15 protein-coding genes are annotated in these 16,059 nt (G+C 35.7%); 9 read left to right on the top strand and 6 right to left on the bottom strand.

The annotated features are described in order from the left end of the window. Positions 1–74 precede the first annotated feature (74 nt). The 6 genes from A9G34_RS09315 (at position 75) to citX (ending at position 5,307) form a co-directional block, all read left to right on the top strand. A complete protein-coding gene (locus A9G34_RS09315) occupies positions 75–917 on the top strand; it encodes a fumarylacetoacetate hydrolase family protein (RefSeq protein WP_034946717.1) in 843 nt (280 codons plus the stop codon). An 8-nt stretch (positions 918–925) separates the two neighbouring features. After that, a complete protein-coding gene (citC, locus tag A9G34_RS09310) occupies positions 926–1,981 on the top strand; it encodes a [citrate (pro-3S)-lyase] ligase (protein WP_065569537.1) in 1,056 nt (351 codons plus the stop codon). Continuing rightward, a complete protein-coding gene (gene citD, locus A9G34_RS09305) occupies positions 1,982–2,272 on the top strand; it encodes a citrate lyase acyl carrier protein (RefSeq protein ID WP_034946714.1) in 291 nt (96 codons plus the stop codon). After that, complete coding sequence (gene citE / locus A9G34_RS09300) at positions 2,269–3,156, top strand: citrate (pro-3S)-lyase subunit beta (RefSeq protein WP_065569536.1); 888 nt, start codon at positions 2,269–2,271, stop codon at positions 3,154–3,156. Before citD ends, citE begins: the two co-directional genes overlap by 4 nt. Before the next feature lie 12 nt (positions 3,157–3,168). After that, positions 3,169–4,698 carry a citrate lyase subunit alpha gene (citF, locus tag A9G34_RS09295; RefSeq protein WP_065569535.1) on the top strand — a complete coding sequence of 510 codons (1,530 nt, stop codon included), beginning with the start codon at positions 3,169–3,171 and terminating at the stop codon, positions 4,696–4,698. A 69-nt stretch (positions 4,699–4,767) separates the two neighbouring features. Beyond that, positions 4,768–5,307, top strand: coding sequence for a citrate lyase holo-[acyl-carrier protein] synthase (citX, locus tag A9G34_RS09290; RefSeq protein ID WP_034946708.1), 540 nt, complete (start codon positions 4,768–4,770; stop codon positions 5,305–5,307). A 177-nt stretch (positions 5,308–5,484) separates the two neighbouring features. Here the strand turns inward: citX and metB are convergent, their stop codons facing one another. Beyond that, the gene (gene metB / locus A9G34_RS09285) at positions 5,485–6,669 is read right to left on the bottom strand and encodes a cystathionine gamma-synthase (RefSeq protein ID WP_051825302.1); all 1,185 of its coding nucleotides are present in this window, start codon (positions 6,667–6,669) and stop codon (positions 5,485–5,487) included. Between the two features lie 177 nt (positions 6,670–6,846). Between metB and metJ the strand changes: the two genes are divergently transcribed. Then, entirely contained in the window at positions 6,847–7,164 is a 318-nt protein-coding gene (gene metJ, locus A9G34_RS09280; protein WP_034946705.1) for a met regulon transcriptional regulator MetJ, read from the top strand. Between the two features lie 106 nt (positions 7,165–7,270). Here metJ and rpmE read toward each other — a convergent pair whose 3' ends face one another. The 5 genes from rpmE to A9G34_RS09255 all read right to left on the bottom strand — a co-directional run bounded on the left by rpmE (position 7,271) and on the right by A9G34_RS09255 (position 11,178). Continuing rightward, positions 7,271–7,486 (bottom strand): 50S ribosomal protein L31, encoded by a 216-nt coding sequence (gene rpmE / locus A9G34_RS09275; protein WP_034946702.1) that lies wholly within the window; start codon positions 7,484–7,486, stop codon positions 7,271–7,273. A 141-nt stretch (positions 7,487–7,627) separates the two neighbouring features. After that, a complete protein-coding gene (gene degS / locus A9G34_RS09270; protein ID WP_034946699.1) occupies positions 7,628–8,680 on the bottom strand; it encodes an outer membrane-stress sensor serine endopeptidase DegS in 1,053 nt (350 codons plus the stop codon). Between the two features lie 129 nt (positions 8,681–8,809). Then, positions 8,810–10,183, bottom strand: a complete 1,374-nt coding sequence (locus A9G34_RS09265) for a Do family serine endopeptidase (RefSeq protein ID WP_034946696.1) — start codon at positions 10,181–10,183, stop codon at positions 8,810–8,812. Between the two features lie 72 nt (positions 10,184–10,255). Further along, a complete protein-coding gene (locus A9G34_RS09260; RefSeq protein ID WP_051825300.1) occupies positions 10,256–10,654 on the bottom strand; it encodes a YhcB family protein in 399 nt (132 codons plus the stop codon). Between the two features lie 62 nt (positions 10,655–10,716). Beyond that, positions 10,717–11,178 carry a DUF721 domain-containing protein gene (locus tag A9G34_RS09255; protein ID WP_065569534.1) on the bottom strand — a complete coding sequence of 154 codons (462 nt, stop codon included), beginning with the start codon at positions 11,176–11,178 and terminating at the stop codon, positions 10,717–10,719. Positions 11,179–11,616: 438 nt separating this feature from the next. Between A9G34_RS09255 and A9G34_RS09250 the strand changes: the two genes are divergently transcribed. Both A9G34_RS09250 and A9G34_RS09245 read left to right on the top strand, forming a co-directional pair. Beyond that, entirely contained in the window at positions 11,617–12,084 is a 468-nt protein-coding gene (locus A9G34_RS09250) for a hypothetical protein (RefSeq protein WP_065569533.1), read from the top strand. A gap of 78 nt (positions 12,085–12,162) precedes the next feature. Beyond that, a partial coding sequence (locus tag A9G34_RS09245; RefSeq protein WP_141670395.1) for a toxin VasX occupies positions 12,163–16,059 on the top strand: 3,897 nt, incomplete at its 3' end.

Raw genomic sequence — 16,059 nt, 5'->3', positions numbered from 1 at the left:
CTTAGCTTTGACTAGGGTTGTTTGTTTTTATTTTTATAGTAACAATTAGCACAAACAGCTTTTAAGGAGTATTCATGAAGCTTGTAAGTTATCTTGTTTCTGGCAGAGCAAGTTTTGGTCTTCTTACTGACAACGGCATTGTTGACTTAGGTCAAAAGTTAGGCGATAAATATGTTGACCTAAAATCGTTGCTTGCAGATGATGAAGGTTTATCTATTGCCAAAACTTACCTTAATGCCTCAAGTGACATTAATGAACAAGACGTTACTTATTTACCTATTATTCCAAATCCAAACAAAATTTTATGTGTTGGAATGAACTATGCTGAAAAACGTGCAGAATTTAACGAAACAAGTTCAGCACCAACACTATTTGTACGTTTTCCTGATTCTCAAACTGGGCATAAAACAAATATTATCAAACCAGCTATTACAAATGAGTTAGATTACGAAGGTGAATTGGCGATTATTATTGGCAAATCATGTTTCCGAATTAAACCAGAAGACGCATTATCGCATGTAGCCGGCTATAGTTGTTACATGGATGGCTCCATCCGTGATTGGCAATATACTTGGTTTACTGCAGGTAAAAACTGGCCAAGTACAGGTGCATTTGGACCTTGTTTAACTACATCAGATGAAATTCCAGATCCAACAGTATTAACATTAGCGACATATTTAAATGATCAAGAAATGCAGCATGATTCAGTAAAAAACTTGGTTCATACAGTACCAGAATTAATTGCTTATATCAGCACTTTTACCCGATTATCACCGGGTGATGTAATACTTACAGGTTCACCTGGTGGAGTTGGTAAAAAGCGTAATCCACCGGTATTTATGAAAGATGGCGATAAAATCGAAGTTGAAATTAAAGGGATTGGTCGTTTAACCAATTATGTGGTAGCAGAAAAATAGGTGGCATCATGTATAATTTGGTCGATTTTTCAGTAGTAGATATATCTAAATCATTAGAAGAACGTGATCAGATAAAGCAATTATTAGCCTTATCGGATCTGGACTTAGATCCTCAAGTCGACACATTTATCATTGCCCGAATGGATAATAAAATTGTGGCTTGTGCAGGTCTAGATGATAATATTATTAAATGCGTTGCAATTGACCCAAATTATCGCGGGAATCAACTTAACTTAACATTGCTAGATAACGCCATTAAATATGCTAATGAACAAGGTCATTTTCATCTATTTTTATATACAAAACCTGAAAATATCGATTTTTTCAAAGGATGTGGATTTTATCCGATTGTTGAAATAAATGACCTAATAGTGTTAATGGAAAATACACCCGTTGGCATTAAACAATATTGCAAACAGCTTAGCGAACAGCGTAAAGATGGAGCCAAGATTGGCAGCGTTGTCATGAATGCCAACCCTTTTACTAAAGGTCATCAACATCTACTAGAATATGCAGCAAACCAATGTGATTGGTTACACGTTTTTGTGGTTAATGAAAATGTTTCGCTTTTTCCGTTTGATGTTAGATTACAGTTGGTGAAAGAAGGTTCCAAACACATAAAAAATGTTACAGTACATGCAAGTTCTTCATATATTATTTCAAGAGCAACATTTCCTACATATTTTTTGAAAGACAATGATAAGATCGATAGCGCATACATGGGAATCGATTTATTAATTTTCCGTAATTATATTGCCCCAACCCTTAATATTACTTATCGATTTGTTGGCACTGAACCATACAGTAAAGTCACTAATGCATACAACACATCAATGGGTTATTGGTTACAGGATGAAAAAGTTAGCGATTATCCAGTTATCACGTTGGTTGAAATACAACGTATTGTTGAAGGGCAAGATATCATATCTGCTTCTTTGGTAAGAAAGCTACTTGCTGCAGAGCAATATGAACAGGTAAAACGATTGGTTCCAGAAACCACTTGGAATTATCTAGCGGAAAATTTAGATTCAGTCAAAAAATTAATTCGTTCAAAAGGTAACTAAATGAAAATCAAAAAAGAAGCCATGGCAGGGACTCTCGAATCGAGCGATTTGTTAGTGAAAGTCATGCCAAATTCAGGAATCGAAGTTGTTATTAATAGTGATGTTAATAAACAATTTGGCGATCAAATACGAGCAGTTGTAGATCAAACTTTAAATGATCTTAACGTCACAGATGGTTTAATTATTATCGATGATAAAGGTGCATTAGATTGTGCTATTAAAGCAAGAGTACAGTGTGCAGTGTTACGAGGTGCTGAAGAAGAAAGCTTAGATTGGAGTAAATTACTATGAAAAAATTACGTCGAAGTATGTTATTTCTTCCGGGTGCAAATGCTGCAATGTTATCGACATCATTTGTATACAAACCTGATTCAATTATGTTTGATCTTGAAGATGCCGTTTCAATTAAGGAAAAAGATTCTGCGCGTTTATTAGTCGCACAAACTTTACTTCTTCCTATTTATAAAGAAAATGGTATTGAAACAGTTGTTCGAATCAACGCACTTGATACTCCATTTGGTTTAAAAGATCTTGAAGCTGTTGTTAGAGCTGGTGTCGATGTTGTACGTTTACCAATGACCAATAGCGCAGAAGATATCCACGAACTTGAAGCACACGTTGAACGAATCGAAAAAGAGTGTGGGCGTGAAGTTGGTAGCACTAAATTAATGGCAGCTATTGAATCTGCTCAAGGCGTTGTTAATGCAATTTCTATTGCTAAATCATCTCCACGTTTAATTGGTATTGCATTAGCGGCATTTGACTACCTTGTTGACATGCAGACTGAACGCGGTGACGGTACTGAACTATTTTATGCTCGTTGTGCTGTTTTACATGCAGCACGTGTAGCGGGAATTGATGCCTTTGATGTAGTATATTCAAATGTTAATGATGACGAAGGCTTCTTAAAAGAAGTCAGCCTAATCAAAAAACTCGGATATAACGGTAAATCACTTATCAACCCAAGACAAATTGAACTATTACATAACGCGTATGCCCCAACAGCAGCTGAAGTTGAAAATGCTCAAAAAGTCGTTGAAGCAGCTGAAGAAGGTGAAAGAAAAGGTCTTGGTGTGATTTCGCTAAACGGCAAAATGATCGATGCACCAATTATTGCTCGCGCTAGAAAGGTGATTGAATTAGCCAAATATTCCGGTGTACGTAAAGAAATTTGATAGGATTAAAAAATGACTACTTCTATAGATAAAAAAATTGATGATTTGCTTAAACAGCATCCTAATCTCAAGAATATTAAGCCTTTTGTTGATGCTAACGCAACAACACCATATTTAAAAGATGAGTCTAAATACACGCGCAAATTGTGTGATTCTATTGAACAAGCAATTAAAAAATGCGAATTACGTGACGGCATGACCATCTCTTTTCACCACGCTTTTCGTGAAGGTGATAAAGTTATTAACAAAGTAGTTGAAACGATTAGCAAATTAGGTATTAAAAATTTAACTTTAGCATCAAGTTCGCTACTAAGTTGTAACTCAGCATTAATTCCTCATATTGAATCAGGTGTTATAACTAAAATTTATACTTCTGGATTACGGGGAAAATTAGCGGATGCTATTTCACATGGTTTAATGGAAAACCCAGTCCATATTCATTCTCATGGCGGACGAGTAAAGCTAATCCAAAGTGGCGAAATTAATATTGATATCGCATTTTTAGCTGTATCAACTGCTGATGAACAAGGTAATGCAAACGGTGTATCAGGTAAATCACAATGTGGTGCACTAGGCTATGCCATGGTTGATGCTCAATTTGCTAAAAAAGTGGTATTACTGACAGAAGATATTGTTGGTTACCCTAATCACCCAGCAAGTATTCGCCAAGATCAAGTTGACTACATTGTGAAAGTTGATGAAGTAGGCGACCCAACAAAAATTAGTGTAGGTGCTGCGCGTATTACGAGTAACCCACGTGAACTAATGATTGCTCGTTACGCTGCAGATGTGATCGAGCATTCAGGTTATTTTAAAGATGGCTTCTCGATTCAAACAGGTTCTGGTGCGTCTTCAACAGCAGCAACCCGTTTTCTAGAAAATCGCATGCGTGCAAAAAATATCACAGCATCATTTGCGCTAGGTGGGATCACAGCAAGTATTGTTGATCTTCATGAAAAAGGCTTAGTTAAACGTTTATTAGATACTCAAAGTTTTGATGGTACAGCTGGGCAATCTTTAGGTAGAAATAAAGATCACATTGAAGTATCAACTAATGTTTATGCAAACCCAGCATCGAAAGGTGCAAGTGTTGATGAACTCGATGTTGTAATTTTAAGTGCTTTAGAAATTGACCTTGATTACAATGTTAATGTATTAACTGGTTCTGACGGCGTAATGCGTGGTGCATCTGGTGGTCATTGTGATACAGCGGCTGGTGCAAATTTAACAATTGTTGTTGCGCCACTTATCCGTAGCCGTATCCCAACTGTAATTAAAAAAGTGACAACATTAGTTACTCCAGGTGAAAGTGTTGATGTGTTAGTGACCGACCATGGTATTGCAGTTAATCCTAACCGTCCAGAAATTGCTGAACGCTTAAAAGCAGCAAATTTACCAGTGATGAGCATTGAAGAGCTGTATCAAAGAGCGGTTTCTTTAACAGGTGAACCCAAACCAATTGAATTTAAAGATAAAATTGTTGGAATTGTTCATTACCGCGACGGTTCAATCATTGACGTAGTGCGTGAAGTTAAAGACTAATCACAACCAAGTAATAGCCTAACATTGAACTAAACAATGTTAGGCTAGTGCGCTTTTATAACGAATAAAATGCTAATAAAATTTGATGATGGAACGCCAATAAGCCTAGAGCAAATGTTACTTGCCAAGGAAAAAAGGGTCGTTAACCAACAATCTGTACTGACGCTTTATCAGCACCCTATAATCTCACTAAGTTTAGTTATTCCTGGTGCTATAAAAAATAGTAGTGGTGCAAAATACCTTTTTAATGAAGCTATCAAAGCACTTCACAAATGCTTTTTAAAAAATAATATTACTATCATTGATGAAAAACATTATTGCGATATAACCGGTTATGAAGCCATATTTTCAATAAATTATTGTGCCGAAAAGCTAAAGCAATATTGCATTAATATTGAAAATAGCCACCCATTAGGACGATTATGGGATATTGATGTTATTGATCCAGTAACCAAAAAAAGCCTTTCTCGAGTGTTATTTGCAAATCAACCAAGACAATGCCTAGTTTGTGATGACATAGCAAAAGTTTGTGGGCGAGCAAAACGACACTCAATTAATGAAGTTTTTATTGCAATAGAAAAAAAGATACAAAACTTTCAGCAGTCATAAAAATATTCACTAGTTTTAAAACGTGCAACAACAATAAATCTACAGTAATTTTATGTCCAATAACAACCTAATTACTATCAAAAACAGGTTGAAGCTTTACTAAAAAAGTAATCGAAAGCTAATAAATTACGGATTGAAGTTATCACCTCAATCCTTATATATTATCCTCTGCAATATTTAAATTATGGCAAGAGCCTGCTCCAAATCAGCTAATAAATCATCAATATCTTCTAGACCAACTGAAATTCGTAATAACTGATCTGAAATACCTGCTGTTTCACGTGCTTTTGCACTAATTCCAGAATGTGTCATTGTCGCAGGGTGGCAAACAAGGCTTTCAACGCCACCTAAAGATTGCGCTAATGTGAAAATATTAAGTGCTTTTAAAAATTTTGGCATAATCTCAGGGTTGCCTGCTAATTCAAAGCTTAAAAGTGATCCAAACCCTTTTTGCTGTTTTTGGGCAATATCGTGTCCAATATTTGACGATAAAGATGGGTGATAAACTTTTTTTATCTTAGAGTGGTTAACTAAAAACTCTACAACTTTCTGAGCATTATCTTGTTGTAATCTTACTCTAGCGGAAAGAGTACGTAATCCACGTAACAAAAGATAACTATCGAATGATGAAGTCAGTGTACCAATATTATTAGCCCACCATAAAACATCGGAAGCAAGCTGCTGCTCTTTAAATACCAAAATGCCTGCCAACAGATCTGAATGACCATTTAAAAATTTAGTACAAGAATGAGTAACAATATCAGCACCAAGTTCCAATGGTTTTTGTAATATAGGCGTCATAAACGTATTATCGACTAAAACCAAAGCACCAATATTATGTGCTTGTTGCGCAATTTTTTGAATATCAACAACACGGAGCAATGGATTACTAGGCGTTTCAATCAATACTAATTTAGGATGTAAGCTGAGTGCTTCTTGCAAGGCCGCTGAGTCAGACTGATCAACAAATTTTACCTTAAAGTAACCTTTTTGGCTTAAACTATTAAAAAGGCGATAGCTACCACCATAACAATCATGGGGAGCAACAACTAAATCATTTGGCGTTAATAAAGCGACACTAACAAGGTGAATAGCCGACATCCCACAATTGGTTAAAATAGCATCTGCGCCGCCTTCTAATTGTGCGACAGTTTCTTCTACTAATCGCCGACTTGGATTTGATTTCCGCCCATAATCGAACTCCCTTGGTTTTGCAAATTCTTGATATCGATAACAAGTAGAAGGTGTAATGACTGGAACAACACTACCATACTGATCATCGGTATTTAACCCCCCACGAACAGCAATAGTACTCTGGTTTAGCTTAGCACATTGGCGTGAAATTTTAGATTGACTGACCATAATATCATTCCTAGAAAAGATTGCGTTTATTAAAACATCAGTTGTATAAGAATAGCACAATAAATAAGGACGTCAACATGTCTAGACGTCTAAGTATCTTGGCGTATAGATTGCAGCAAAATGAAAAAAACGCTAGAATTACCCACATGATTTGTAATGTAATTCGGTGAAAAAAATATGATGGAATGGAATGGTGAGTATATCAGCCCTTATGCAGAGCACGGCAAAAAAAGTGAGCAAGTAAAAAAAATCACAGTATCAATCCCTTTAAAAGTATTGAAAATATTGACAGATGAACGTACAAGACGACAAATTAATAACTTGCGCCATGCAACCAACAGTGAACTATTATGTGAAGCCTTTCTTCATGCTTACACAGGTCAACCATTACCATGTGATAAAGATTTACAAAAAGATCGCGAAGATGGAATACCAAGCCAAGCACAAAAAATGATGCGGGATTTAGGTATCAACCCAGATTTAATTGATGAATAAGATATTGCATTACAATTAGGCTAAAATTAGCTAATTTAATTTACAGAAAGCAAAAAGACGCATAAAGCGCCTTTTTTAACGAATGCCAACTGTACATTTGGGGAAATTATTTTTTACCGCCAACCATAGCAAAACGTTGTTTGAATTTATCGACACGTCCACCAGTTGCAACATCACGTTGTTTACCAGTATAGAACGGATGACATTCACCACATACGTCAAGGTGAATATCATGACCAATGGTAGAATGTGTTTTAATCACATTACCGCAAGAACAAGTTGCAGTAATTGCTTTATATTCTGGATGAATACCTTCTTTCATAATAAGCCTCTAAAGTTTGTTTGTATCGCTATATAAACGGCTATAGTAGCAAAATTTATACACCATACAAGTGTTAAAATAACATGATAAGATCGCAAATTATACGACCAATAGCCATGATAATCAAGTAGTAAAAACTAATTAAACAGACAACTGACCGATTGTCACTTGTAACTCAATCCTTTCACCATTTCGCAAAACTATAATGGGGACAACAGTGCCTGGTTTCAACTCTGCAATCTGATCCATTGTTTCAACAATCGATTTTACAGGTTTATTATTCACCATAACTAAAATATCATCAGTTTGAATACCTGCTTGTAATGAAGGGCCTTCAACATTTGTTACTAAAATACCTAACACAACTGGCATATCACTTGGATTTTGTGTTGGTGCAAACTCTAAACCATCAATACCAATATAGCCGCGAATAATCTTGCCATCTTGAATTAATTTATTCATGATTTTCATTGCTAAAGCGGTTGGAATTGCAAAGCCTATTCCTTCAGGGACTTCATTGCCTAAATTTTTAGCAAAAGTAAGGGTATTAATACCGACTAATTCACCTTTAGTATTAACAAGAGCACCGCCAGAATTACCATGATTAATTGAAGCATCAGTTTGAATAAAATTCTGTCGTCGATAAGGACTTAATCCGTCACGGCCTGTTGCACTAATGATACCTTGAGTAATTGTTTGCCCAATATTATAAGGATTACCGATAGCTAAAACGACATCTCCAATTTTGGGTTCGCGCGAGGTATTGATATGAATAGTTGGGATATTCGTTGCTTCTATTTTAAGCACAGCAATATCCACAAGCTTATCAGCCCCTGCTGAGAGTGCTTCAAAAATTCGTCCGTCTTGCAAGGCAACAATAATTTGTTCTGCCCCCTCGATAACATGATAATTGGTAATGATATAACCTTGATTATTAATAATCACGCCCGATCCAAGAGGCGTAATGGCACTATTTTGTGATTGATGAGAAACGGCATTAACCGAACGGCTATAAATATTAACCACAGCAGGTGCAGCTGTTCTAACTGCATCATAGTAACTTATTGGCGCATTATCAAAAAGTGATCTTGAAAAGCTCGATTGAGTTCCATTACGTAAAGTCGGAAAAATAATCAAAAGAACGAGTGCTAAAACGGCTCCAATCAATATTGGCCATAAGATTTTTTTAAGCATGATTATTTAGATTATAAAAAAGAACGTAGGCAGATTCTAACACATCTATCTAAATGTTAAAATTGACGATTTCCGCCGATGTGAAAACACCGGCGAAAAGAAGAAAATAGCGATAATGACTAATAAAACTTAGCGAAGAATTAAATATAATCGGCTATTTCCACGGATAATATTTAATGCAATGGCTGACGGCTTACTATCAATAATCTTACGAAGATCAGCAATATTATTCACACGCTCTTTGTTTACACCAGTAATCAAATCGCCTTCTTGCAAACTTAACCGAGAAGCGGCTGAACCTTTAGCAATACTTTCAATTAATACTCCTTTTTGACCTTTAACTTCTCCATTGCTTAAGATTGCCCCCTCAAGTGAACGATGAAGTGATCTTGCCTCGGTATTCGATTCATCACTGTGTTTCAATTTAACATCAACCGTAATTTTTTTACCGTCTCGAATTAAACCTAATTTAACGATACGATCAGCCCCAGTTGTTGCAATTTTGGCACGCAATTCAGCAAAGCTATCTACAGGTTTACCGTCCATAGAAATAATCACATCACCAGATTTAATACCTGCTTCTTTCGCAGCGGAATCATCAATAACCTCACTAACAAAAGCGCCTTTTTGCACATCAATATCAAAAGCTTTGGCAATATCAGAGGTTAACTCATTACCTTTAATACCTAACACACCACGCTTCACTTCGCCAAATTCAATAAGTTGGAATGCTAAGTTTTTAACCATATTGCTTGGTATTGCAAAACCTATACCTACATTGCCACCACTTGGTGCAATAATCGCCGTATTAATACCAACTAATTCACCCTTTAAATTAACGAGTGCACCACCAGAATTACCACGATTAATTGACGCATCGGTCTGAATAAAATTTTCAAAACCACTCATACTAAGTCCACTACGAGCCAGAGCTGAAATAATACCAGAAGTTACTGTTTGACCAATACCAAATGGATTACCAATAGCGACAACATAATCACCAACTCGTAATTTATCGGAATCTGCAATTTTAATGGATACTAGCTTTTTAGCATTTTCGACTTTAAGTAACGCAATATCACTTTGTGGATCTTTACCAATCAATTTTGCGGTATATTCATGTCCATCGTTTAAATTAATTGTAATCTTATCTGCATTTTCAATAACATGATTATTGGTTACCACATACCCTTTTTCTGCATCGATAATGACACCAGAACCTTGACCAGTAAATGCTCTTGATTGATTTTCAGGATAGCCAAAAAAACGTCTAAATTCTTCTGGCATCGTATTTTGCATTTTTGCCACACCTTCCACTTTAATACTCACCACGGAAGGTAATACGGTTTCTAACATAGGTGCTAAACTTGGTACTTCAGTATTATCAGCGGATTGAGTAGCTGAAAAGCTTGCATGAGCATTTGAAAAAACGGACAAGCTCATACTGATACTTAATGCAATTACACCTAACAATTTTTTTTGTTTTTTTAATGAATTGTTCATTTTACAACTCTCACTATTCAAAAAATATAATATTTACGAAAGATCCAATTAATATAAAAAACGAAATCGATATTACTTTTCATTTGTTTTAAACAAATTTGGAGGGGTTTCAGAATAATCTTTGGGCTGTTTTTCAAAAACCAAATTATTTTGGGTATCCGCGTTAGGTTCTGAATCAATCCGAATATTGGGTATATTATCATTACCAATAATTTGTTGAGAATTTTCTGCCATGTGTTGATAAAGGCGTCGAAAATCTTTTGCCATATTATCTAAAATTTCTGCACTGTGTGAAAAATGTTTAGCAATGATCTGCTTTTGGGTTTTCAACTCTTCTTGTGCTTGCTCAAGTTCGCGTTTTACACTTGCATACTTACGTGCTTTAGGGCTTATCACATTCATAATAATAAAACTGATAATAAACCCTACGGCAAAACCAATAATAAGGTAGATCACTATATCTTTGTCCATATTTACTCCTTGTATTTATTCATAATAAAATTGCATAAAAAATCGTACTCAAATCTCTGCGCTTATTTTGCATGGTTAGCAAGTTTAATCAATTGTTTTTTTAATTTATCGGGTGCTTGTTGTGCTAAAGTGTATAAATACTTAGCACTATTAATCGTCATATAATTTTTATTATTATTTATTTTTTTTGATTTTTCGGTGCGTGGTAATGGCATTATCAATATATCTGGGTTAATTCGATATTGAATAGAAGATAAAGAAGGCAAAAGTTTTTTACGAATGCCTGACAACAAATTGCTTTGTTCATATTTTAATCGCGTTAGCCAACTAGCTGAACTCACTTCAATAATTAATACTCCTTGACGATAATTTGACACCCGACACTGTTGATTTAATGGTGAAGGTAACAACTCGTTAACGACATAAGACAATTGATTTAATGCAGAAACTCTTTCCTTAATTTGTGACAAACATGTGTCTTGTGTCAATATTGACATTAATACCTGTGGTTCGTTATCACGCATATGTAATCCTATAATCCGTTATCGATCAAGAGTAATAAATTTCATCAAAAATCGTACAACTAATAACTTAATAATTTACCCTAATTGTTAAAAAATGTCTTACCAAAAAATTATATTTACGCATTATTAAATAAAAATTTCATTAATCTTATAATAAATTCATGCCTAGAATAACGCTTAGATTAATAAAAAATAAATTTTAAAATTATTAACTACATTAACAAAACAAAAAATGATAACTTTATTAAAAATAAGGGAAAAATCAACTTAATTACCGCTTTTTTCAAGCTATCCAACTAATTTAATTAAAGAATAAATGAATAAATAAAGATTGCATAATGTCCAAAAATCACGTAGTTTATGGCGAACAAAAAATTACCTATGTTAATTATTCAATACTAGTAATAAAAAGTTAAAAATAAGATTATTAAAATCAGCATGGATATAATACAACAACGAGCAAGGCAATTATTCTTTTTAACTAGCTTCGCATTACTTAACAATTATCTACTCTTTCTAAAAGAAAAAGCTAAAACCACATTGGTATGGTTTCATTTATGTATTGGAAAAAAAACATTATTGAGCCGATGCTATCACGCCGTTTGGAAAACGGATAAATTTAGCAATCTCCATCAGCAACAATTACAACAGCGTTATCGACAAAAAAATATTGTTGTAGCTAAACAGCCCTTGTTATTTTATCGATTATTGCGTTACTTACCTCTAATTATGATTGATCTTTTAAAGAAAAATATCGAGGTAAATACATTACAATCCTTGCTCAATCAATCGACTAAAAATGATATCTCTGCTCAAACTACTTTTTTTGATTCAATACAATATAGTGCTCAGTACCAACATAAAAAAATCCCTATTATGAACAATCATATTGCTTTTCACACGTAAAGGCTATTATCACAATGTATTTTAAACTTAACGTTTCAAAGATTATTTAATAACTATAAAAATAACTAAGGAAATAAAATGGGTGCAAACAATACAAAGATTAACAATACTAACTCAGAATTTAACGACAACGATCTTCAAGCCAATAACGAGCCACCAGTTGTAACACCTGAGCTGATTAATGAAGCCAAGGAAAACATGATATTGAACAATGGTAAATGTGGTGCATGCCAAAAAAAGGGCTTTCCTCTTTTTTTAGTTAGAAAAAGTGTGGTACCTAAAAACTTTAAAGGGATTGAATGGGACAAAGGTATGTTATCCCTAACAGACCGAGAGCCAGAAGAAGCGCTAACCCATTTTAAATATGCTTATCGAACCTTAAGAGAAGGTTATGTCTATCTATTATTACAAAAAAATAAATCGGTAAAAGAATGGCAAGGTACTAACCTAGACCTGTTAAAAGTGAGTGTATTTGAAGTGACCAATTCAGGTGCTTTTCGCTTAAGAGAGTTTAGAAACGTCAAAGGTTCACGCCCCAAAGCGCTACCAACATCGTGTATTGAAGAAGGGCATCAATTTAAAGCGAAATTTATCACAATAGACAATAAAATTTATGACAAAGCGTGGGTAGCCTACAGTTCTTACCGTTGGGATAAAAAAACGGTTGAATATTATCGTCAAAACGAAGACAAACGCAAACAGCGTTTTACTGAAATTGATTTAACCCAAACCAAACCAGAAGAGATGGCGGCATCTCAAAAACGCAGTTTTTCATTTAACGACTTTATGCATACAGGCACACAAGAACGTTACTTGCTTGAACTTGAATGCAGCGATAAAGAAGTACTTGACTATTTTGATACAGAACAACAAACGGCATATCAAAAATCATTAAAAGCAAAAACAACGGCACTAAATACCTCAGCCAATAAAGAGATAGGCAAAGGGGTGTTTTATGCCCAAAAAGTGAATTTAGACGATTTAATTAACAACACCACTGAAGAAGTACTGCGTCATTTTAGCACCTTATTTTGCACGGCTAGCCATTTTAACTCATTAAGAAAAGCGGTCGGTGGCGTGCATAAAGAATTTGAACAAACCATAAACAGCTATCGAAGTGAAGCACGAGAGCATTCAAATTACAAAACTGATGAAATTGGGGTCATACTGGTGGAAGACAGCTTTGGACTAGCCGAAGAGCTTTCAGTCCAACGCCGACAGCTATTAGCGCCGATAGTCAATGGATTAGCGGGTCGCAGTCAAGAACAGGTGATTGCTTTACAAAAAAGATTAAGCGCAAATTTGGGTAAAACCACCGAGAAAATTATTCTTGAAGGTAAAGACGAAATAGGCAACGATATCGACCCTGATATCATCAAATCGTTTTATGCTGAAAATATTTTAGATCTCAGTTATAACCAGCAGTATAAAGAGATTAATAGCACCCCTAACTATTTACGATTTAGCACCCCGCCTCAGGGTTGGTTAGAGCATAAATCTGAGGGCAACGTACGTACAAAAGTAGCTGCAAATTTAGCCGGCCCACGAACCAAAGCAATTCAAAATTATTTTAGCAAGCAACAATCACAAGCAAACAATGATAGACCTTTTCTTTACTTTAAACCCGAAACAAGCTATGCCCGTAATCAATATAACAGCATAGAAAGTTATAAAGATATCTTAAAAATAAATCATCAACCCACCGAGGCATCGGAATGTATTTTATTTGCGTTTTATAAAGATTCAGTAAATAAAGATGAATTAACGCTCAGAAAAAGAAGGGCGGCAATAGATGAGCTAAAAAATCACTATAACCCAAACATGAGACCCAACACTGGTACACCAGACCAGATTTACCTTGATGAAATTACCGTGTTAGATGTTATTGGTGAGCGTGAATTTGCCGCAGAAAATGGCTTACCGTTAAATGGCGTAGCTTATGAAGCAGCCATGAGCTTACCAGCCAAGTATTTTTATTTTAGGTACCTAAGTAATAAAGGGGTTGGATATTCAACCAACAATCCGCCATTAGGCGATTATCAACGAGTTAAGATTAGCGCTGAGCAAAAACAGAAAATCTTAGCGCTTTATAAACAAAATAGCGATAGCCCTATCCATGGTGATGACTATGATGTTGTTGTTGTCAGGTACCCCAATGCTAAAAATATCCTTGCCGAATGGCGAAGGGATGAAGCTTGGAGTAAAAAAGAATCCAAACGTTTAAACGAAGCTTCTTATAGTCAATACCACGCATTAAATAAAACACTGTACCAAAATTTAGTTACCTATGTGGAAAAGGTCTCTAACGATTACTTCAATTATGTGTTATGGCTATTTGGTGAAAAAAACACCCTGCCATTTTGGTTAGACGAATGTGCCCCAGATACCTCAGACCGGCATCTAAATGCTTTATCAAGTTTACATATTATTTTAGATAATGATTTTATTGGCAGTCTTTATTTAGACAAACAAGCGGAGTTATGGACACTATTAATAAATAATGAAACGAGTATTTATCATCATTTCATTGAGGGCAAAGAAGGAAGCTATACCCTATTTAATGTTGCCTCTGGTAATGTGAGCGAAGCTGACAAACAACTAACGGCCGAAGTAAAAGCGATATTAGCAAAAAATGACACAAATAGTGAAGCACAAACAGCCGAGGTTGCCAACCCGCTATCGGGCATAAAAACGGTGTTAGATTTAGCCGACCCGATAATGAACTTAAAAATTAAAGAAAATGTCACCGTAGGGGCTTACTTAACTGAAGAGCTGGTTAAGCTCTCAATGACCAACATAGTCAAAACGTTATCCCACAATTCAACTTACAAGCTAAATACCGCCATTGCTGACAAGCACCTAATCCAAGCAATGAATATGTTTACCACCGCAACGCATAAACAATACACCGTAAAGGTACCGGTAAGTAATTTGCAGGCATTTTTAGACACCTTAGGCAATAGCGCCAAAGTGGTCTTCCCAACGGAGCGAGGCGGCAAACTTGTTACCTCAGCAGGGAAAAAAATTCAAGGTCGTTATTTTGCAACCCAAGAAAAATTTGTTTTAAAAAGTCTAGACATTAAAAAAGCACAAGGACAACACGTAGAGCTTAATTTACTCATGACCTTTGGTTGTGATGCACAGCGGCTCAACTTTGAAAGCACCATGACCACCAGTCGGGGCACAGCCAAAGTAGAAAAGTTTAAAGAAGCCCATGTAATTAGTTATGATGAGTTGCAATCAGCTAAATTGAAAGCAGAAAGCCAGTGGCGAAGCACTGTATTAGATACCTCAGCGACGGGTATTGTTAATGTATTGACGTTGGCTTATCAGCATATTCAAATTAAGAATTTACAGGAAAAACTGAGCATACTAACCGATTCAGTCTTAATTGATAAAGTATCAAAAGCCTTATTTAGGACTTATTTAGATATAGCCCTAACGGCATCTGAAGCGGCAATCTCCGGCATCAAACTGGCGGCTCTTTTTGGTGAACGTAACGAAAGCTTATTAAAAGTACTCAATAAGCTAGGTAAAGCTGGGAACTTTGTTGGCGCAGCAGGTAAAGTATTGGCATTGGTGGATAGCTTAAGTGATATCTGTCGTGCCAATAAAGCATTAGCCCGGGGTGATGTTGGCGCCGTTAGTTTTATGGTCAGTTCTTGTATTGGTTTTGCAATAGCCGGATTGGGGTTATCGTTTGCGTTGTCTGGACCATGGGGGCTGGTTTTAGTTTTAGCGCCATTTATTCTTAATTTTCTATTTGGCACTTACGACGACGGCAGCCAATGGGACGAAATGGACAAATGGATAAACCGCTCCATATTTGGCAACCTAGCTCGCAATGACTTATACCCACCTTACCCCATTAGTGATACGGGCAACTACCTATCCGAGCAAGATTTTTATTTGGCATCCCGAAAAGGACTTTGCCAAACCGCCCACCATGAAGTGAATGCAAGCGATTTGGGGAAA

Origin of the sequence: Gilliamella sp. Choc4-2 (genome assembly GCF_001690355.1) — a bacterium.
GTDB classification, from domain to species: domain Bacteria; phylum Pseudomonadota; class Gammaproteobacteria; order Enterobacterales; family Orbaceae; genus Gilliamella; species Gilliamella apicola_A.
This window is presented reverse-complemented; position numbering and strand designations above follow the sequence as displayed.